The organism is Acinetobacter sp. P37, from assembly GCF_057480965.1.
Genome location: NZ_JBLIYY010000002.1, coordinates 246,575 through 264,076, shown reverse-complemented (window position 1 = coordinate 264,076; position 17,502 = coordinate 246,575). Strand labels below are relative to the sequence as shown.

General features: G+C 42.3%; 28 protein-coding genes and 1 pseudogene. 1 reads left to right on the top strand and 28 read right to left on the bottom strand.

The window, feature by feature from the left end:
* Positions 1-135: 135 nt before the first annotated feature.
* From rrtA to AC25JC_RS03200, 4 genes are all read right to left on the bottom strand, one after another.
* Complete coding sequence (gene rrtA, locus AC25JC_RS03215; protein ID WP_078189261.1) at positions 136-708, bottom strand: rhombosortase; 573 nt, start codon at positions 706-708, stop codon at positions 136-138.
* A 41-nt stretch (positions 709-749) separates the two neighbouring features.
* Positions 750-1,832, bottom strand: coding sequence for a hypothetical protein (locus AC25JC_RS03210; RefSeq protein WP_180123908.1), 1,083 nt, complete (start codon positions 1,830-1,832; stop codon positions 750-752).
* A gap of 519 nt (positions 1,833-2,351) precedes the next feature.
* Positions 2,352-2,738: a hypothetical protein gene (locus tag AC25JC_RS03205; protein WP_111885419.1), complete on the bottom strand. Its 387-nt coding sequence runs from the start codon at positions 2,736-2,738 to the stop codon at positions 2,352-2,354.
* Positions 2,731-2,988, bottom strand: a complete 258-nt coding sequence (locus AC25JC_RS03200; RefSeq protein ID WP_078189264.1) for an FAD assembly factor SdhE — start codon at positions 2,986-2,988, stop codon at positions 2,731-2,733. Before AC25JC_RS03200 ends, AC25JC_RS03205 begins: the two co-directional genes overlap by 8 nt.
* A 181-nt stretch (positions 2,989-3,169) precedes the next feature.
* Here AC25JC_RS03200 and AC25JC_RS03195 point away from each other — a divergent pair, with 181 nt between their 5' ends.
* A complete protein-coding gene (locus AC25JC_RS03195; protein ID WP_486923435.1) occupies positions 3,170-4,342 on the top strand; it encodes an acyl-CoA dehydrogenase family protein in 1,173 nt (390 codons plus the stop codon).
* A gap of 44 nt (positions 4,343-4,386) precedes the next feature.
* Here AC25JC_RS03195 and AC25JC_RS03190 read toward each other — a convergent pair whose 3' ends face one another.
* From AC25JC_RS03190 to rplV, 24 genes and pseudogenes are all read right to left on the bottom strand, one after another.
* A complete protein-coding gene (locus AC25JC_RS03190) occupies positions 4,387-5,184 on the bottom strand; it encodes an alpha/beta fold hydrolase (protein WP_486923434.1) in 798 nt (265 codons plus the stop codon).
* A gap of 135 nt (positions 5,185-5,319) precedes the next feature.
* On the bottom strand, positions 5,320-6,810 hold the full coding sequence (locus tag AC25JC_RS03185) for a flavin-containing monooxygenase (protein ID WP_486923433.1): 1,491 nt from the start codon (positions 6,808-6,810) through the stop codon (positions 5,320-5,322).
* Positions 6,811-7,024: 214 nt separating this feature from the next.
* Entirely contained in the window at positions 7,025-7,390 is a 366-nt protein-coding gene (gene rplQ, locus AC25JC_RS03180; protein ID WP_005012953.1) for a 50S ribosomal protein L17, read from the bottom strand.
* A gap of 18 nt (positions 7,391-7,408) precedes the next feature.
* Positions 7,409-8,416, bottom strand: coding sequence for a DNA-directed RNA polymerase subunit alpha (locus AC25JC_RS03175; protein ID WP_004650465.1), 1,008 nt, complete (start codon positions 8,414-8,416; stop codon positions 7,409-7,411).
* Between the two features lie 17 nt (positions 8,417-8,433).
* On the bottom strand, positions 8,434-9,060 hold the full coding sequence (gene rpsD, locus AC25JC_RS03170; RefSeq protein WP_078192454.1) for a 30S ribosomal protein S4: 627 nt from the start codon (positions 9,058-9,060) through the stop codon (positions 8,434-8,436).
* 12 nt (positions 9,061-9,072) lie between these two features.
* Positions 9,073-9,459 carry a 30S ribosomal protein S11 gene (rpsK, locus tag AC25JC_RS03165; protein ID WP_001040166.1) on the bottom strand — a complete coding sequence of 129 codons (387 nt, stop codon included), beginning with the start codon at positions 9,457-9,459 and terminating at the stop codon, positions 9,073-9,075.
* A gap of 19 nt (positions 9,460-9,478) precedes the next feature.
* Positions 9,479-9,835 carry a 30S ribosomal protein S13 gene (gene rpsM / locus AC25JC_RS03160; RefSeq protein ID WP_078189269.1) on the bottom strand — a complete coding sequence of 119 codons (357 nt, stop codon included), beginning with the start codon at positions 9,833-9,835 and terminating at the stop codon, positions 9,479-9,481.
* Between the two features lie 107 nt (positions 9,836-9,942).
* Positions 9,943-10,059, bottom strand: coding sequence for a 50S ribosomal protein L36 (gene rpmJ / locus AC25JC_RS03155; RefSeq protein ID WP_000867907.1), 117 nt, complete (start codon positions 10,057-10,059; stop codon positions 9,943-9,945).
* 20 nt (positions 10,060-10,079) lie between these two features.
* Complete coding sequence (secY, locus tag AC25JC_RS03150; protein ID WP_171263746.1) at positions 10,080-11,399, bottom strand: preprotein translocase subunit SecY; 1,320 nt, start codon at positions 11,397-11,399, stop codon at positions 10,080-10,082.
* A 45-nt stretch (positions 11,400-11,444) separates the two neighbouring features.
* The gene (rplO, locus tag AC25JC_RS03145) at positions 11,445-11,885 is read right to left on the bottom strand and encodes a 50S ribosomal protein L15 (RefSeq protein WP_078189271.1); all 441 of its coding nucleotides are present in this window, start codon (positions 11,883-11,885) and stop codon (positions 11,445-11,447) included.
* A gap of 3 nt (positions 11,886-11,888) precedes the next feature.
* Positions 11,889-12,065, bottom strand: a complete 177-nt coding sequence (gene rpmD / locus AC25JC_RS03140; RefSeq protein ID WP_005012961.1) for a 50S ribosomal protein L30 — start codon at positions 12,063-12,065, stop codon at positions 11,889-11,891.
* A 6-nt stretch (positions 12,066-12,071) separates the two neighbouring features.
* Positions 12,072-12,569, bottom strand: coding sequence for a 30S ribosomal protein S5 (rpsE, locus tag AC25JC_RS03135; protein WP_067762902.1), 498 nt, complete (start codon positions 12,567-12,569; stop codon positions 12,072-12,074).
* Between the two features lie 2 nt (positions 12,570-12,571).
* Entirely contained in the window at positions 12,572-12,922 is a 351-nt protein-coding gene (gene rplR / locus AC25JC_RS03130) for a 50S ribosomal protein L18 (RefSeq protein WP_067762903.1), read from the bottom strand.
* 14 nt (positions 12,923-12,936) lie between these two features.
* Positions 12,937-13,470 (bottom strand): 50S ribosomal protein L6, encoded by a 534-nt coding sequence (gene rplF / locus AC25JC_RS03125; RefSeq protein ID WP_078189272.1) that lies wholly within the window; start codon positions 13,468-13,470, stop codon positions 12,937-12,939.
* A gap of 13 nt (positions 13,471-13,483) precedes the next feature.
* Entirely contained in the window at positions 13,484-13,879 is a 396-nt protein-coding gene (gene rpsH / locus AC25JC_RS03120) for a 30S ribosomal protein S8 (RefSeq protein WP_078189273.1), read from the bottom strand.
* Between the two features lie 12 nt (positions 13,880-13,891).
* Complete coding sequence (gene rpsN / locus AC25JC_RS03115) at positions 13,892-14,197, bottom strand: 30S ribosomal protein S14 (protein WP_067762906.1); 306 nt, start codon at positions 14,195-14,197, stop codon at positions 13,892-13,894.
* A 9-nt stretch (positions 14,198-14,206) separates the two neighbouring features.
* Positions 14,207-14,743, bottom strand: coding sequence for a 50S ribosomal protein L5 (gene rplE / locus AC25JC_RS03110; protein ID WP_067762907.1), 537 nt, complete (start codon positions 14,741-14,743; stop codon positions 14,207-14,209).
* A gap of 15 nt (positions 14,744-14,758) precedes the next feature.
* Positions 14,759-15,076 (bottom strand): 50S ribosomal protein L24, encoded by a 318-nt coding sequence (rplX, locus tag AC25JC_RS03105; protein WP_078189274.1) that lies wholly within the window; start codon positions 15,074-15,076, stop codon positions 14,759-14,761.
* A gap of 9 nt (positions 15,077-15,085) precedes the next feature.
* Positions 15,086-15,454: a 50S ribosomal protein L14 gene (gene rplN, locus AC25JC_RS03100; protein ID WP_005012978.1), complete on the bottom strand. Its 369-nt coding sequence runs from the start codon at positions 15,452-15,454 to the stop codon at positions 15,086-15,088.
* An 89-nt stretch (positions 15,455-15,543) separates the two neighbouring features.
* Positions 15,544-15,801 (bottom strand): 30S ribosomal protein S17, encoded by a 258-nt coding sequence (gene rpsQ / locus AC25JC_RS03095; RefSeq protein WP_078192456.1) that lies wholly within the window; start codon positions 15,799-15,801, stop codon positions 15,544-15,546.
* Entirely contained in the window at positions 15,798-15,995 is a 198-nt protein-coding gene (gene rpmC / locus AC25JC_RS03090) for a 50S ribosomal protein L29 (RefSeq protein ID WP_005012982.1), read from the bottom strand. The genes rpsQ and rpmC overlap by 4 nt, the downstream gene beginning before the upstream one ends.
* Positions 15,995-16,408 (bottom strand): 50S ribosomal protein L16, encoded by a 414-nt coding sequence (gene rplP, locus AC25JC_RS03085; protein ID WP_068909575.1) that lies wholly within the window; start codon positions 16,406-16,408, stop codon positions 15,995-15,997. The genes rpmC and rplP overlap by 1 nt, the downstream gene beginning before the upstream one ends.
* Positions 16,348-17,164: pseudogene (gene rpsC / locus AC25JC_RS03080) on the bottom strand (30S ribosomal protein S3). The gene rplP and the pseudogene rpsC overlap by 61 nt, the downstream one beginning before the upstream one ends.
* A 1-nt stretch (position 17,165) precedes the next feature.
* Positions 17,166-17,495 carry a 50S ribosomal protein L22 gene (rplV, locus tag AC25JC_RS03075; RefSeq protein ID WP_035265103.1) on the bottom strand — a complete coding sequence of 110 codons (330 nt, stop codon included), beginning with the start codon at positions 17,493-17,495 and terminating at the stop codon, positions 17,166-17,168.
* Positions 17,496-17,502 lie beyond the last annotated feature (7 nt).

The window sequence follows — 17,502 nt, the reverse complement described above, 5'->3', positions numbered from 1 at the left end:
CGGCTCGAGAAGTTCCTTTCCCTGACCTAACTGTTTTATTATTACGTTTAAATTTGCATCAATATTCAAAACATTAAAATGACAATATGTATTTTCTTTTCGGTTTTTTTTGTCAACCCAATCACCTAAAGTGCGTTAGCGATCCCAGAAATAATTACCAATAAGATAAAACACGGCGATGACAATGCCCCAAATCACCCCCAATAAATGGGCTTCGACTAAAACGGGGCTTCCTATTAATTCTGCCGTTCCGGTATTCCCTACGGTATTTTCCCACACCAATTTTGCCAAAATCAGCAAGAGGACAAAGGCTGCAAAATTTCGCTCCCGCTTATACATTAAATGTACGCAAGCGACCGCAACATAGGCGCCATGCAAGACACCAGATAATCCTGCATAGGCTTCAATATCGGGAAGGAAAAAATAGAAACTTAGACTGATTAAAGGGGATAAAATCAATAAGATGGCAACAAAATGCCACGTCGAAACTCTTGGAAAAATAAACGGTAAGCAGATAAAGGCCAACATATTTAAAGCAAAATGAATCCAACCGACGTGAACCCAATGCGCGGTCCATAAGCGCCAAAAGTCATGAAATAAGTCATCTTGCCAGTAGATAAAATAGTCTTTAAATACCTGTAGCGAGGCACAGATCGAAACGAATACGGCAAGAAAGACAATTTTCGGAATTAAAAATTGTGTTTTCATTTTCGCTCCTCCTGTACCTCACATTTGGACTACATGCTTTATTAATTTGTTGCAGCGCCACTCGTTTCTGTAGCACCACTGGTTTCAGCATCGCCACTAAACAAATCATCGAGTTCTGAACTATTGGCACTTTCATCCCAGAAATGTTCCATACCATCATCACCGGTACGAACGCCTGTATGTTCAGTCCAATAACGATCTGAAATCCCCTTCACCATGCTTTCAGCCATACTATCGATGAGCTTAAATTGCGGGTTAACAGGTTTTTCATCGCTACGTGCCTGTGCAAAAGTACGTAAGGCATCACGGATTTTCGCATCATCGCCACTGGCTTGTGCAGCAACTGCATATAACGCATGTGACAGTCTTACGCCTTTTTGCTCACCAATTTGCGCCGATTGTTTTAAGGTTTGGTATGGATCAGGTTTTCCATCTCCTGCACCCGGCAATAACGTCCAGATCACAGCGCGGGTTGCATTTGGTGCGCCCCAGAATTTTTCATTATTCAGACACACCATACCGCGTTCAACGATCGCAGCAATGTCTTTAGGAACGTTTACCGCCCCACCTGAGTTAATATCATTGGTCATGGCCTGTAAGCCACTTAACATTCCCAACATATACACTGTTTGGTCAATGTCGCTGTTCATTTTTGGACAGCCTTCACCTAGACTTTTCTTATACTTCTTTTCAAAACGATCTTGAAATAATTGATAGCCGGTATATTGACGCTGTGCCGCAAGTGCCGCCCAACGTTTTTGCTCAACACGGGCATCCTGTGCTTCAGTCACTTGGTTGGCTTTAGATGCACGTAAATAACGTAACTCTGCGTCCAAGGCTTTTTGTTCTGCACAAATCCCTGCTGCTGAATACATCAACACAGCCACACGTGTTGGATCTGCGCCCATATCTTTGGTGGCCATAATTGCTGGAGTTAATGAATTACCTGAATTACACACCATTTCAGCATCTTCCATGGCTAAAATGGGTGGCACAATATGTTTTTCAGTAAATCCGAGTGCGACATTAGCACCGGTTTTTACAACCTGCGAACAACCCGCGAATAATGTACTTGTTATTGCTACAACTGCCACACCCTGGCATATTTTTTGGACGCTCGACATTTTCCTGTCCTCTATAATTGTGTTTATGTCCATCACGACAAACATATCAGAAGCAAAAATTGAATAAAAGAGTATTTGCTCTAATTTGAACGACACAATGTGCCACGAATCACGCTGAATGCAATTGACTGATTTTTTACAAAGACTAAATTTTAGGCAAAAAAAAGTAGCATAGCGACGGTTCGGCACATGCTACTTATTAACTGTGAAAGCGTTTGACTGCTTATTTTTGAGTTAACTGTTCCTTCAGCACTGTTCCCAGTCGTCCTATAACAATTGCTAACACAATCGCTATTACCAGAAACATCCAAGTTGGCATCATCATGATGATTTCCTTTAACGGCTGTTGGTAAGGCTAATATATAGACGGAGAATCACCGCACAGCTTAAAATTGTCAGACAATTTAAATATTTTGCCAATAAATTTCAATCCTGTCAGACAAGATTATTTTACCTACAAAATAAGATAATGAAATATGTGCATTTTATTGAATTTGAAAAAACAAGGCTGTCTAACAATTAGATCATTTTGGCCAATACTTTGAGTGATTTCCACTGTTTCAATGACAATTGATCGCGCCAAATAATCACTGGTTTTGCACGTGCATGCATAAAGTACACCACAATATACATTTGATGATCCAAAATATGGCTAATTTGAACACGTTGTACTGGGCGGTTGAGTCGTTGCAAAGACCAATCAGTTCCATCCAAATATTCTAGACTGGTGACGTGTAAATGCTTACGGAAAAACAGAACATAAACCACTAGCCCGATGAGGAAAAATATCCCCCAAAGCATGGGTGTTAGTAACTGATAAAGCAGCGTCATCAATACCGCAAAAATAAAAAACTGAAACGCATGCGATAAAAAACTGCGTTTCAGTTTGAATTGCCGATTATCCATGAACGTAATGTTTTAATTTTTGAATAAACGTTTTTAATTCAGGACGTGGCGGTTCACTAACTTCCATAAACCAATCCAACAAATCTGGATCTTCTGCAGCAACGAGTTCTGCAAACATGTCTTTTTCAGCTGCATCGGCTTGTAAATAGTAATTTTTGACGTAGGGATCAAAATAAACATCAATCTCTTTTAAACCACGACGTGCACGGTAGATCACTTTACGCTCTTCTAAGCTGATTTCATCAGTCATTGTCTTCCCCAATCGTTGAACCCGTCTAGTGTAACTCATCCACCCCATTGAAGTGGAGTGTTTTCAAAGATTGACCGAATCCTTCATCGCAATTCTTGCTTTTGAATGTTCTGCACATTGTAGTCACACGCTGCATCTTATAAGTTGAGACAAAGCCATAAAAATGAATAGGATATTCAAAATGCAATCTGGAGCGATTCGCCCTCTCAACAACATGCTGCCACGTCAATTATTTAATGCAGAACATGATGCATTTCGTGAAACAGTACGAAAATTTTATGAAAAAGAAGTTGTGTCCAATATCGAAAAATATGAAAAACAACAACATGTTGACCGTGACTTATGGAATAAAGCCGGTGCCATGGGCTTGCTTTGTCCAACAATGCCCGAAGCTTATGGCGGCTATGGTGTAGACCGGCTTTATAGCATGATTCTGATTGAAGAGCAGGCATATGCCATGGACTCCTCTACCGGCTTTTCACTGCATTCCGACATCGTGGCCAATTATATTCATAACTTTGGCAATGAAGAACAAAAGCTGCATTGGCTGCCGAAAATGGCATCTGGCGAAACCGTGACTGCCATTGCAATGACCGAACCGGGCACAGGTTCAGACCTACAAGCCGTACGCACAACCGCTACAGAAGATGGTGATGACTATATTATTAATGGGTCAAAAATCTTTATCACCAATGGCTATTTATGTGACATGGCGATTGTGGTCTGTAAGACAGGCAATAGTGAAAAAGGCTCAGCTAATTTATCGCTAATTATCGTCGAGGCAGATCGCGTCGGTTTTAGTAAAGGCAAACCTTTAAACAAAATTGGCATGAAAGGTCAGGATACCTGTGAACTGTTCTTTGATAATGTCCGCGTCCCTAAAAGCAACTTACTCGGCATGCAAGGTATGGGCTTTATGATGCTGATGAAGGAATTGGCTTGGGAGCGCATGTTGGTTGCGATTATTTGCCAAGCAGGTGCAGAAGCAGCCTTTGCGCACACAGTTCAATACACCAAAGAACGTAAGGCATTTGGCAAGACCGTATCAAGTTTCCAAAACACCCGTTTTAAATTGGCAGAACTACGTACTGAGATCGATTTTTGTCGAGCTTATCTAGATCGCTGTATGGAACTACAACTTGAGGAACAGCTCGGTATTGACGCTGCAGCCGCTGCTAAATACAAAATTTCAGAAATGTTTTCCAAAGTCGTGGATGAATGTCTGCAGTTGCATGGTGGATATGGCTATATGCTTGAATATCCAATTGCACGGGCTTATATCGACAATCGAGCCAATCGTATTTATGCAGGTACCAATGAAATTATGAAAGAGCTGATTTCCCGCTCTTTATAACAACAAAGCCCATCATCTGATGGGCTTTTTTCATTCTTTCGATATCAACTTAAATCATTCACAAAATCACAGATCAGTGCAGTGACCAATGCGGGTTGCTCTTTATGCGGCATGTGATGAAGCCCTTCCAAAATCTCTAGTTCAGCATCACCTTGTATACCCGAAAAAAGTTTCTGAGCTTGTGCTGTCGTCCCGTATTCATCCAGTTCTCCATGGATGATCAAGCTTGGACACCGTACTTTTCCAACATATTGCTCGAGGTTCCATTGACGAAAACTCGGTGAGAGCCAAGTTTCAGTCCAAGCATCCAAAACCCATTGGGCTTTATCCCCATGATATTTAGCCAAGCGTTCAAGTTGTCCCAGCTGCGCAAACCCTATTTTGGCTTCACGTATACCCGATAATGTCAGTTCTTCCACTTCATACTGTGCTGCTATGGAGATCAGACCTCGACATTGTTCAGTATATTCACTGGCAATCACGACAGACATTCCCCCACCGACACTATGTCCCATCACGATAAACTGTTGAATGGAATAATGTTGAAGTAGCGCCTTAAAGCCCTGCTGTGCTTCGGCATAGACAAAATCAGTACTTAATACATCAGGATTTGCTGACGAACGACCAAAACCCAACCGATCATAAGCAATGACCTTTCTGCCAGACGCAGAAGCCAATTGCGCAGGAAAATCACGCCACAAATCCACACTCCCCAGTGAATCATGCATCAATATAATCGGAGCCAAAGTTACATCTTTATCTGCTGTTTCAGGCTGCCAAGCTTGGGTATATAGCTCATAATCATTTAATTTTATAAATTCTGAATGTTCTTGAATATTCACATTAACCCTGTGTGTTTTTCCTTATTTTCAACATGATATATTTTTCGACAAATAATACGCATCAAATAAAACCCTAAAGTCACACATCTGAAGTAAAAAAAAAGGAGCATCATGCTCCTTTTTTATGTAATAGACTTAAGAAACTAATCTGGGTTTAGCAGCCACTTGATCAGACTTTTTTTCAAATTTCAGCACTCCATCTTCAAATGAAGCATGCTTTAATTCTTTACGATCTGCCAAATAGTTATTGCTGACTTTCCACGGTGCATGTTTACCCTGTTTTGGCATCACATCTGCTGCACGTGCAATATAGCCTGAGGTCAAACTGCCCATCACCGTATCTTCTAACAACTCGGTCGCATCACCTTGTGGAATCACTTGGTTATAACGATTTTGATCCATATAGTTAATCAATTTACAGATGTATTCAGAAGCAATATCGACTTTTAAAGTCCATGAAGCATTAATATAGCCAATAATCATCGCCATATTGGGTACATCACTGACCATAACACCACGATATAACATATGTTTAGAGGTATTTAATGGCTGTCCATCGATTGTGGCACTGATGCCGCCTAGAATTTGAATGTTGAGACCTGTCGCTGAAATCACCACGTCTGCATCAAGATGTTTACCTGATTTCAATTGAATGCCATTTTCAGTAAAACTTTCAATTTGATCAGTTTCAACAGATGCACGGCCTTCACGTAAAATTTTAAACAAATCACCATCTGGCACCACACAAAGGCGTTGATCCCAAGGATTATAATCTGGGGTAAAGTGCTTCATATCCACTTTACCTTTCAATTGTAACTCAATTGATTTTAATAAAAACTTACGGAGTAATTTAGGTTGCTTTTGTGCAACAGCATAAACAGCCCGTTGGACACCGATATTTCGTGCACGGGTAAGTTTATAAGCAACATCTTCAGGTAATACTTTACGCATTTTGTCGTAAATGATGTCAATAGAAGGTACTGAGGCAATATAGGTTGGAGAACGCTGTAGCATAGTCACATGCCCTGCACCGCCTTTTGCCATAGCTGGTACCAGTGTAATCGCTGTTGCGCCACTACCAATAATCACCACTTTTTTGCCTGCATAATTAAAATTTTCAGGCCAATGCTGTGGATGAATAAAAGTACCTTTGAAATTTTCCTGCCCTGCGAACTCAGGTTGGAACCCTTGGTCATAATTATAATAACCCGTACAGCCAAAGACGAAATTTGCAACCCAGGTTTGTTGTTTCTTCTTCGCATCTTCAATAACAACAGACCATTTACGAGTTTGTGAGTCGTAATTTGCACTCACAACACGATGTTGAAAATGAATTTTTTCTTTGATCTTATATTCGTCAATCACTTCAGAAAGGTAGCCTTTAATCGAAGACCCATCAGCAAGCACACTAGATTTTTTCCACGGCTTAAAATTAAAGCCAAAAGTTGACATGTCCGAATCAGAACGAATACCCGGATATTTAAAAAGATCCCATGTACCACCGAAACTTTCACGACGTTCAATAATTTCAAATGAACGATTTGGACATTTTTTTGAAAGATGCGCAGCCAAACCTACACCGGAGATCCCTGCACCTACAATGAGAATATCAACTTGTTTTTCCATGTTGTTCTTTTAACCTATCTTAGATTTATATTTATTAAATCACATTTTTGACAATGCACAATGTCAAGTTTAAGCAAAAGGCGATTTATTTTTATCTTTTAAGGACAAATTGAATTATTGTCTAACAATATACAGCCAACACAAAACTGCAGGCATTAAAAAAGGTCGGTTAAACCGACCTTTTTTAGAACAACGTACGCTGCTCTTCACGAAATTAGTTAACTTCGCGATCTACTAGCTCAACGTAAGCCATCGGTGCAGCATCACCTGCACGGAAGCCCGCTTTAAGAACACGTAGATAACCGCCGTTACGTTCTTTGTAACGAGGGCCAAGAACGGTAAATAATTTACCAACAGTTGCAGCTGAACGAGTACGAGCAAACGCTAAACGGCGGTTTGCTACAGAATCGACTTTAGCTAAAGTGATTAAAGGCTCAGCAACACGACGTAATTCTTTTGCTTTAGGAACAGTAGTTTTAATTAACTCGTGTTCGAACAAAGAATTAGCCATGTTTTGGAACATCGCTTTACGATGACTGCTTGTACGGCCTAATTTCACACCACTATTACGATGACGCATGGTGATAGTCCTACTTAATTAACGGCTACGATAAGCAAAGCGATCGTCCATGCGGAGGCTAGCCGGTGGCCAGTTCTCTAAACGCATGCCCAATTGCAAGCCTTTCGATGCCAGAACATCTTTAATCTCAGTCAACGATTTTTTACCTAAGTTAGGAGTTTTAAGCAACTCAACTTCAGTACGTTGAACAAGATCGCCAATGTAGTAAATATTTTCTGCTTTCAAACAGTTAGCAGAACGAACAGTAAGCTCTAGATCATCTACTGGACGAAGCAAAATCGGATCAACTTCTTCACGAGGCTCTTGAGCAACTGGTGCTTGATCTTTCTGAAGATCAACAAAAATTGCAATTTGTTGTTGCAAGATTGTTGCCGCTTTGCGGATTGCTTCTTCAGGATCAACAGTACCGTTGGTTTCAAGATCAATGATCAATTTATCAAGGTCAGTACGTTGTTCTACACGAGCGTTTTCCACTGTGTAAGACACACGTTTGATTGGGCTGTAAGAAGCATCTAATTGCAAACGACCCACTGGGCGAGTTTCACCCTCAGGGAAGCGTGAATCAGAAGTCTCATAACCACGACCTTGAGAAACTTTCAGGCGCATTTTTAATGAGCCAGAAGCACTTAAAGTACCGATCAAATGTTCAGGGTTAACCACTTCAACATTGTGTGGTAAACGAAGGTCAGCGGCTGTAACGTCGCCAGGACCTTGTTTTTCCAATGTCAGATAAGCTTCATTTTGATCGAACAGCTTAATAGACAATCCTTTTAGGTTCAGCAAGAGCTCGACGATGTCCTGCTGCAAGCCTTCCAAAGTACTGTACTCGTGCTCGACACCTTCAATCTCTACTTCAACCACGGCTGCGCCAGGTAAAGAAGACAAAAGGATACGACGTAAAGCATTACCAAGAGTATGACCAAAGCCACGCTCTAATGGTTCTAGAATAACTTTTGCCGAGGTCCCGCTTGCCGCTTCGACCTTAATCGCTTGCGGAGTTAGAAACTCATTTGCAGTACGCGTCATTATTGCTACCTCAAGGATTATTTAGAATACAATTCTACAATCAAGCTTTCGTTGATTTCAGCAGGTAAATCAGAGCGATCTGGTGCAGCTTTGAATGTACCTTCCAATTTAGAATGATCAATTTCAATCCAAGATGGAATGCCACGTTGAGTCGCTAACTCAACTGCGTTTTTAATACGCAATTGTTGTTTAGCGCCTTCGTGAACTGCAACAACGTCACCAGCTTTAACTTGGATAGACGCGATATTAACACGACGACCATTTAAAGTGATTGAACGGTGAGATACAAGCTGACGAGCTTCTGCACGTGTAGAACCAAAACCCATGCGATAAACAACGTTATCTAGACGGCTTTCAAGAAGTTTCAACAAGTTTTCACCTGTTGCGCCTTTAACACGAGCAGCTTCTTTGTAGTAGTTACTAAATTGACGCTCTAAAACACCGTACATACGACGTACTTTTTGTTTTTCACGTAATTGTAGTGAGTACTCAGATTGTTTGCCGCCACGAGCGCCACCATGTTGGCCAGGTGCTTTAGCAGCTTTTTTTGTTTTGACGTCAAATGGTTTAACGCCAGATTTTAATTGCAGGTCTGTCCCTTCGCGGCGAGAGAGTTTGCATTTTGGACCAATATAACGAGCCATGAATGTTTCTCCTTACACGCGACGTTTTTTAGGTGGACGGCAACCGTTGTGCGGGATTGGCGTCACATCGGTAATGCTGTTAATTTTATAACCCACTGCACCTAAAGCACGAACCGCAGATTCACGACCTGGACCAGGACCTTTTACAAGGACGTCCAAGTTTTTCAAACCGTAATCTAAAGCAGCTTTACCAGCAACCTCAGCAGCTACCTGAGCAGCAAACGGAGTTGATTTACGTGATCCACGGAAGCCTTGTCCACCAGAGGTAGCCCAAGCCAGTGCATTACCTTGACGATCGGTAATAGTCACAATGGTGTTATTAAAAGAAGCGTGAATGTGTGCAACACCTTCAGAGACGGTACGAGTGACCTTCTTGCGTGTGCGAGTATCTTTAGCCATCTTTTAGCTTCCAGAAATCTTATTTCTTAATAGGTTTGCGCGGACCTTTACGGGTACGTGCGTTAGTTTTGGTGCGTTGACCACGGACAGGCAAGCTGCGACGATGACGAAGACCGCGGTAGCAGCCTAAATCCATTAAACGTTTAATGTTCATGGAAATTTCGCGACGTAAATCACCTTCGGTAGGAACCTTAGTAACTTCTGCACGAATCGCATCAAGCTGAGCGTCATCTAATTCACGAATTTTAGTTGTTGGTGCAATACCAGCAGCAGCTAAGATAGCTTTTGCAGTGTGGCGACCAATACCAAAAATGTACGTTAGAGAGATAACAGCATGCTTGTTATCCGGAATGTTTACACCGGCAATACGAGCCATTCAATTTTCTCCAAAAAGGCAGTTAAGATAATCAACCGCCCGACAAAATCTTTGAGGGGCGGATAATAACCTAATTAGCCTACTGAAATCAACAGGTCTTGATCAGATTAACCTTGACGCTGCTTATGACGAGGTTCTGCGCTGCAAATTACGCGAATAACCCCATTACGACGGATAACTTTACAGCTACCACAAATTTTCTTTACAGAAGCTTGAACTTTCATAATGAAACCTCTAAGTGCGCTTATCCTTTCGGATGAGCAGTCGTTTTACGCATTAACGATTGATTGTCATATTGATGCGATGTGAGATGAGCTTGAAGCTGAGCCATAAAGTCCATCACCACCACCACTACGATCAGTAAAGACGTACCACCTAAGCTAAATGGAATACCAAATGAACTTTGTAGAATCATCGGCATTAAACAGATGATTGTGATATAAACCGCGCCAATAAAAGTCAAACGATTCAAAATATGATCTAAATAGCGTGCAGTTTGCTCACCAGGACGAATACCCGGTACATAAGCACCACTACGTTTTAAATTCTCTGACACTTCTTTCGGGCTAAATACTAGCGCAGTATAGAAGTAACAGAAGAAGATAATTAATGCGCCAAATAGCACCAAATACATCGGTTGACCCGGCGACAATACGAGTGCCAAATCTTGTAGGCCACGTTTAATCACGCCAGCATTTGGATCTGCGCTGCCTACCCATTGCCCTAAGCTCGCTGGGAACAATAGCAATGAACTTGCAAAAATTGCAGGAATCACACCCGCCATATTAATTTTTAATGGCAAATGTGTTTGCTGAGCGGTAAATACACGACGACCTTGTTGTTTTTGAGCATAGTTTACCGGAATACGACGCTGCGCCTTCTCAATAAACACAATTGCTGCTAACACTGCAACAGACAGCAATGCAAAAATTGCAAGACCAATTAAGCTTGATTGGCCATTATCTACTGAGGTTAAAGATTGCAGAACCAAGTTCGGCAAACCAGCAACAATACCAGCGAAGATGATCATGGAAATACCATTCCCCACTCCACGCTCTGTAATTTGCTCACCTAACCACATCAGGAACATTGTACCTGCAACCAGAGAAGTTACAGCAGGAACGTAAAAAGCAAGTCCACTAGTCAAAGTAATATTTTGACTAATCAGACCTGCACACATCCCAACAGCTTGCACAAGTGCAAGAAACAATGTGCCTTGTCGCGTATATTGATTGATCTTACGCTTACCTTGTTCGCCTTCTTTCTTTAAAGCTTCCAGCGAAGGAACAACCGTAGACATTAACTGCACAATAATCGATGCAGAGATATACGGCATAATCCCAAGAGCAAGAATTGACATACGCTCTAATGCACCACCTGAGAACATGTTAAACAAACCAAGGATCGTACCTTGGTTTGCATTAAACAGATTCTCTAGTGCGGCATTGTTAATGCCCGGTACTGGAATATGTGCTCCCAGTCGAAAAACCAACAACGCCCCGATGAGGAACATCATACGGCGGATAATTTCACGATATTTCACATGAAAAGGCTGGCCTTTCATCATGTTAACATGACCTGTCGAACTAGGAGTCATAGACACTGGGGATTACTCCTCGACTTTACCGCCAGCAGCTTCAACAGCAGCTTTAGCGCCTTTAGTCAATGCAACACCTTGAACAGTGAACGCACGAGTAATTTCACCAGAAAGTACGATACGTGCACGTAACATATCTTTACGTACAACGTTAGCAGCTTTTAAAGTTTCAAGAGACACGATGTCGCCTTCAACTTTAGCGAGTTCTGATAAACGTACTTCAGCAGTTTTCAAAGCCATTTGGCTAGTGAAACCGAATTTAGGTAAACGACGATATAACGCAGTTTGACCACCTTCGAAACCAGGACGTGTACCACCGCTCTTACGTGAGTTTTGACCTTTGACACCACGGCCACCAGTCTTACCAACGCCAGAGCCGATACCACGGCCTAAACGTAGGTTGTCACGCTTAGCACCTTCTGCAGGTGCAATTGTATTTAAACGCAGAGTCATGGCTTATTCCTCTACACTAACCATATAGTAAACTTGGTTGATCATACCACGGTTAGAAGGCGTATCTTGCACTTCAACTGTATGACCAATACGACGCAGACCTAAACCTTTAAGGCTAAGCTTGTGATTTTTCAAGCGATGCGATGAAGATTTAGTCTGGGTAACTTTAATCGTTTTCATGATTGATTACCCTTGAATTTGTGCTACTGATAAACCACGTTTCGCAGCAACTTTCTCAGGAGAAGTCATATCACGCAAACCGTTAAAAGTTGCGTTTACTACGTTAGCAGCGTTAGTAGAACCATAACACTTAGTTAATACGTTACGTACACCTACAGCTTCTAAAACTGCACGCATAGCGCCACCAGCAATTACACCAGTACCTTCAGAAGCAGGTTGCATGTAAACGCGGCTTGCACCGTGACGAGCATTGATAGGGTGCTGAACAGTACCGTCAACAAGGTCAACAGTAATCATGTTGCGACGAGCAGCTTCAAGTGCTTTAGAAATAGCAGCTGGAACTTCACGTGCTTTACCACGACCAAAACCTACGCGACCATTACCATCACCCACAACAGTTAATGCTGTGAAAGAGAAGATACGACCACCCTTAACAACTTTGGCTACACGATCAACGGCAACCAGCTTTTCAACAAGACCTTCGTTTTGTTCAACTTTAGCCATGATTAGAACTCCAAGCCGTTTTCACGAGCAGCATCAGCCAAGGCTTTGATACGACCATGATATTTGAAACCAGAACGGTCAAATGCAACTTTAGTTACACCAGCCGCTTTAGCACGTTCTGCAATTAAAGCACCAACTTTCTGAGCCGATTCAACGTTACCAGTAGTACCAGCACGTAGAGTAGCGTCTAAAGTAGAAGCTTGCGCTAATACTTTGCCACCATCTGCAGAGATAACTTGAGCATAGATGTGACGCGGAGTGCGGTTTACACACAAACGAGTCGCACCCAATGCACGGATGTGCAAGCGTGTGCTTTTCGCACGACGCAAACGGGATTGTTTCTTTTCGTTCATAAGAACCTCGCGCCTTATTTCTTCTTAGCTTCTTTACGAAGTACAACTTCGTCAGAATAACGAACACCTTTACCTTTATAAGGCTCTGGCGGACGGTAACCACGGATTTCTGCAGCAACTTGACCTAATTTAGCTTTATCTGCTGATTTAAGTACAATTTCAGTTGCAGTAGGAGTTTCTGCAGTTACACCTTCAGGAAGGTTGTAGTCGATCGGGTGAGAGAAACCAAGGTTAAGGTTAACAATGTTACCTTTAACCGCAGCTTTATAACCAACACCAATCAGTTGTAACTTACGTTCGAAACCTTCGTTAACACCTTTTACAAGGTTGTTAAGCACAGCGCGAGCAGTACCAGCTTGCATCCAAGCATCTTTAGATTCAGCTTTAGGAGCAATAACTAGAGTACCGTCTTCCTGTTTTAGCTCGACCAGCGCATGCAGGTTGAAAGACAATGTACCTTTGCTGCCTTTCACTTCGACCTGCCGGCCGTTCTGAGTAACTGTAACACCGTTAGGTACAGTTACTGGGGCTTTAGCCACACGAGACATGAGGAATCACCTATTAAGAAACAAAAGCAATAACTTCACCACCGATACCTGCAGCACGTGCAGCGCGATCAGTCATGATGCCTTTGCTTGTAGAAACAATTGCAATACCTAAACCTTGCTTAACGCTAGGAAGTGCATCTTTACCGCGATATTGACGTAGACCAGGACGGCTTACGCGTTTCACAGTATCGATAACTGGTTTGCCTTCGAAATATTTTAAAGTAATCGTTAAAGTCGCTTTGCCTTCATTATCAGCAACAGCTACATCAGCGATATAACCTTCTTGTTGAAGTACGTTAGCAATCGCAACTTTCAACTTTGAGTTTGGCATAGAAACAGTTTGTTTCTTTGCCATTTGTGCGTTACGAACACGTGTTAGCATGTCGGCAACGGTATCTTGCATACTCATTTATAGTGCTCCTTACCAGCTTGCCTTAACAACGCCCGGTACATCACCTTGCATTACTGTTTCACGTAATTTGTTACGGCTTAAACCGAACTTACGGAAGTAACCATGAGGACGACCAGTTAAACCACAACGGTTACGTAGACGTACTGGAGACGCATTACGTGGTAATGCTTGAAATTTCATCATCGCTTCGAAACGTTCTTCGTCTGATGCATTTACGTTTGCGATAATTGCTTTTAATTCAGCACGTTTCGCAGCGTATTTAGCAACAGTAGCTTCGCGTTTCAATTCGCGATTAATCATACCTTTCTTAGCCATATCGACCTCTTATTTGAACGGGAAGCCGAATGCACGCATAAGCGCACGGCCTTCGTCATCGGTGCGAGCAGTCGTAGTGATGGTAATGTCCATACCACGAATACGATCAATCTTATCAAAATCGATTTCAGGGAACATGATTTGTTCCTTAAGACCCATTGAGTAGTTACCACGACCATCAAATGATTTCGCAGAGAAACCACGGAAGTCACGGATACGAGGGATCGCGATAGAGATCAAACGGTCTAAGAATTCGTACATACGTTCGCCACGTAAAGTAACTTTACAGCCGATCGGCCAACCATCACGGATTTTGAAACCAGCGATAGATTTACGAGCTAAAGTAAGTACTGGTTTTTGACCAGCAATTGCTTGCATATCAGAAAGAGCGCCATCTAACAATTTCTTGTCAGCTGATGCAGCACCAACACCCATGTTGATGGTAATTTTTGTAATGCGAGGGATATCCATCACATTCTTAACGCCCAATGTTTCTTTTAATTGAGCCTTAAGTTCGTCGTTGTAACGCGTTTTAAGTCTGGCCATTGCCTAGTCAACCTATTACTTCGCTACCGCCACTGATTCACCATTAGATTTGAATACGCGAGTTTTCACGCCTTCAATCACTTGGTAACCAACACGGTCAGCCTTTTGGGTTGTAGCATTAAAAATTGCCACGTTAGAGATATGAAGCTCAGCTTCTTGAGTTACGATGCCGCCTTCAGCGCCAGTAGCTCGGTTAGGCTTTTGATGCTTCGTTACCAAGTTAAGGCCTTCAACCTTAACACGGTCATTTGAAACAGACAAAACAGTACCTTGTTTGCCTTTTTCTTTACCTGCGATCACAATTACTTGATCGCCCTTTTTAATCTTAGCCATGAGTGCCTCTTATAGAACTTCAGGAGCCAATGAAATAATTTTCATGAACTGTTCAGTACGAAGTTCACGAGTCACTGGTCCGAAAATACGAGTTGCAATCGGCGCTTTGTTGTTGTTCAAAATAACAGCTGCGTTATCGTCGAAACGAATAACTGAACCATCTGCACGACGGATGCCGAATTTTGTACGTACAACTACAGCATTCATCACGTCACCTTTTTTAACACGTGCGCGTGGAATAGCTTCTTTTACAGTAACTTTAATAATGTCGCCAACAGAAGCATAACGACGATGTGAACCACCAAGTACTTTAATACATTGTACGCGGCGAGCACCACTGTTGTCTGCTACGTCGAGCATACTTTCGGTTTGAATCATTGCCCTACTCCAAAACCGAGCATCACCGGTCGCAATTTCGAAAGGCTCAAAGAGTACTCGAAATTGACCGATGATGCAAGAACGTTTAATTACTCAGCAGCAGCTTCAACAACTTCAACTAAAGTCCAAGACTTAGTTTTAGACATTGGGCGGCTTTCTTTGATGCTTACTACGTCGCCAACTTTAGCAACATTGTTTTCATCATGAGCGTGTAATTTAGTTGAACGGCGGATTAATTTGCCATACAACGGGTGTTGAACGCGGCGTTCGATAAGAACAACGATAGACTTGTCCATCTTGTCGCTAACTACTTTACCGGTTAACGTGCGAACTGTTTGTTCACTCATTGTCCGTTCCCCTGTTTTTCGGTAAGGAGGGTCTTAATACGAGCAATTGTCTTACGAGTAAGCGCAACTTCGTGCGATTTACCCAATTGACCAGTTGCTTTTGCCATACGAAGACGGAATTGGTTAAGCTGTTGCTCATCAAGCAAAGCTGTCAACTCTTCTACCGACTTTTCACGTAGATCATTAGTTTTCATTACATTACCGTCCGAGTCACGATAGTGGTTTTAAACGGAAGTTTTGCAGCAGCAAGCGTAAACGCTTCGCGAGCAAGTTCTTCGTTAACACCATCAATTTCGTACAAGACTTTACCTGGTTTGATTTGGCAAACCCAGTATTCCACAGAACCTTTACCTTTACCCATACGAACTTCTAATGGTTTTTCAGTAATTGGTTTGTCTGGGAAAACACGGATAAAGATCTTACCACCACGTTTAATACGACGGCTGATTGTACGACGCGCTGCTTCAATTTGACGTGCTGTCATTTGACCACGTTCAACTGATTTAAGTGCAATAGTACCAAAAGATACTGAGCTACCGCGATGTGCTAGACCAGTGTTACGGCCTTTTTGCACTTTACGGAATTTAGTACGTTTAGGTTGTAACATGGATTATTCTCCTTTTTCAGCAGAACGATCATTGCGACGACCACGACGCTCTTGACCTTCACCACGACCACGGCCACGTTTAGCTGGACGTTCTTCAGCTGGAGCTGGGTTCATGACTTGTTTCATGCCGCCCAAGATCTCACCACGGAAGATCCATACTTTAACGCCGATCGTACCGTAAGTAGTCTCAGCACGCATAGTAGCATAGTCGATGTCAGCACGAAGAGTATGAAGAGGTACACGACCTTCACGATACCATTCAGTACGAGCAATCTCAGCACCACCTAGACGGCCTGAAACTTCTACTTTGATACCTTTAGCACCAGCACGCATAGAGTTTTGAACCGCACGCTTCATAGCACGACGGAACATTACACGTTTTTCTAATTGAGAAGCGATTGCCTCAGCAACTAAACGAGCGTCTAAATCTGGGCGATCGATTTCGTTGATACTTACTTGCGCAGGAACACCCATAATGGCTGTTAATTCGCGTTGTAATTTCTCAATGTCTTCGCCTTTTTTACCGATCACGATACCAGGACGTGCAGTGCTAATAGTTACTTTAGCTGCGCCTGTAGGGCGTTCGATAAGAATATTGCTTACCATCGCATTCTTAAGTTTTTTAGTTAAAAACTCACGAACTTGAAGATCTTTTAGCAAATATTCAGCATATTGTTTCGGATTCGCATACCAGTTAGCGTTATGACGTTTCACAACACCTAGGCGGATACCGATTGGATGAACCTTCTGACCCATATCAAACCCCTACCTTAACGGTAATGTGACAAGTACGCTTAGTAATACGATCTGCACGGCCTTTAGCACGTGGCAAAATACGTTTCAGGCTCATGCCTTCATCAACGTAGATCGTAGAAACTTTAAGGTCGTCTACATCTAAACTGTTATTGTGTTCAGCGTTTGCAATCGCAGATTCCAATGCTTTTTTAACCAAAACTGCAGCTTTTTTGTTGCTGAAGTTTAAGATATTTAAAGCATGCGCAACAGATTTGCCGCGAATTAGGTCTGCAACCAAACGTGCTTTTTGTGCCGAGATAGCGGCACCGCGTAATTTAGCAGTTACTTCCATCATAGCA

Bases quoted from the DNA above. Each gene is read 5' to 3' on its own strand.
- rpsK (WP_001040166.1), bottom strand. From the start codon at position 9,459: ATGGCTAAAGATACTCGCACACGCAAGAAGGTCACTCGTACCGTCTCT.
- rplF (WP_078189272.1), bottom strand. From the start codon at position 13,470: ATGTCTCGTGTGGCTAAAGCCCCAGTAACTGTACCTAACGGTGTTACA.
- rpsE (WP_067762902.1), bottom strand. From the start codon at position 12,569: ATGGCTAAAGTTGAACAAAACGAAGGTCTTGTTGAAAAGCTGGTTGCC.
- rplV (WP_035265103.1), bottom strand. From the start codon at position 17,495: ATGGAAGTAACTGCTAAATTACGCGGTGCCGCTATCTCGGCACAAAAA.
- secY (WP_171263746.1), bottom strand. From the start codon at position 11,399: ATGAAAGGCCAGCCTTTTCATGTGAAATATCGTGAAATTATCCGCCGT.
- rpsQ (WP_078192456.1), bottom strand. From the start codon at position 15,801: ATGAGTGAACAAACAGTTCGCACGTTAACCGGTAAAGTAGTTAGCGAC.
- AC25JC_RS03185 (WP_486923433.1), bottom strand. From the start codon at position 6,810: ATGGAAAAACAAGTTGATATTCTCATTGTAGGTGCAGGGATCTCCGGT.
- rplP (WP_068909575.1), bottom strand. From the start codon at position 16,408: ATGTTACAACCTAAACGTACTAAATTCCGTAAAGTGCAAAAAGGCCGT.
- rplO (WP_078189271.1), bottom strand. From the start codon at position 11,885: ATGACTCTGCGTTTAAATACAATTGCACCTGCAGAAGGTGCTAAGCGT.
- rpsH (WP_078189273.1), bottom strand. From the start codon at position 13,879: ATGAGTATGCAAGATACCGTTGCCGACATGCTAACACGTGTTCGTAAC.
- AC25JC_RS03200 (WP_078189264.1), bottom strand. From the start codon at position 2,988: ATGACTGATGAAATCAGCTTAGAAGAGCGTAAAGTGATCTACCGTGCA.
- rplE (WP_067762907.1), bottom strand. From the start codon at position 14,743: ATGGCCAGACTTAAAACGCGTTACAACGACGAACTTAAGGCTCAATTA.
- rpmJ (WP_000867907.1), bottom strand. From the start codon at position 10,059: ATGAAAGTTCAAGCTTCTGTAAAGAAAATTTGTGGTAGCTGTAAAGTT.
- AC25JC_RS03195 (WP_486923435.1), top strand. From the start codon at position 3,170: ATGCAATCTGGAGCGATTCGCCCTCTCAACAACATGCTGCCACGTCAA.
- rpmD (WP_005012961.1), bottom strand. From the start codon at position 12,065: ATGAAAACGATTAAAGTTACCCAGACTAAATCTTCATCGCATCGCTTG.
- rplN (WP_005012978.1), bottom strand. From the start codon at position 15,454: ATGATTCAAACCGAAAGTATGCTCGACGTAGCAGACAACAGTGGTGCT.
- rplR (WP_067762903.1), bottom strand. From the start codon at position 12,922: ATGAACGAAAAGAAACAATCCCGTTTGCGTCGTGCGAAAAGCACACGC.
- rpmC (WP_005012982.1), bottom strand. From the start codon at position 15,995: ATGAAAACTAATGATCTACGTGAAAAGTCGGTAGAAGAGTTGACAGCT.
- AC25JC_RS03175 (WP_004650465.1), bottom strand. From the start codon at position 8,416: ATGACGCGTACTGCAAATGAGTTTCTAACTCCGCAAGCGATTAAGGTC.
- rrtA (WP_078189261.1), bottom strand. From the start codon at position 708: ATGAAAACACAATTTTTAATTCCGAAAATTGTCTTTCTTGCCGTATTC.
- rplQ (WP_005012953.1), bottom strand. From the start codon at position 7,390: ATGCGTCATCGTAATAGTGGTGTGAAATTAGGCCGTACAAGCAGTCAT.
- rplX (WP_078189274.1), bottom strand. From the start codon at position 15,076: ATGGCTAAGATTAAAAAGGGCGATCAAGTAATTGTGATCGCAGGTAAA.
- AC25JC_RS03210 (WP_180123908.1), bottom strand. From the start codon at position 1,832: ATGTCGAGCGTCCAAAAAATATGCCAGGGTGTGGCAGTTGTAGCAATA.
- rpsM (WP_078189269.1), bottom strand. From the start codon at position 9,835: ATGGCTCGTATTGCCGGTGTAAACATTCCGGATAACAAGCATGCTGTT.
- rpsD (WP_078192454.1), bottom strand. From the start codon at position 9,060: ATGGCTCGTTATATTGGTCCAAAATGCAAACTCTCTCGCCGCGAAGGG.
- rpsN (WP_067762906.1), bottom strand. From the start codon at position 14,197: ATGGCTAAGAAAGGTATGATTAATCGCGAATTGAAACGCGAAGCTACT.
- AC25JC_RS03205 (WP_111885419.1), bottom strand. From the start codon at position 2,738: ATGGATAATCGGCAATTCAAACTGAAACGCAGTTTTTTATCGCATGCG.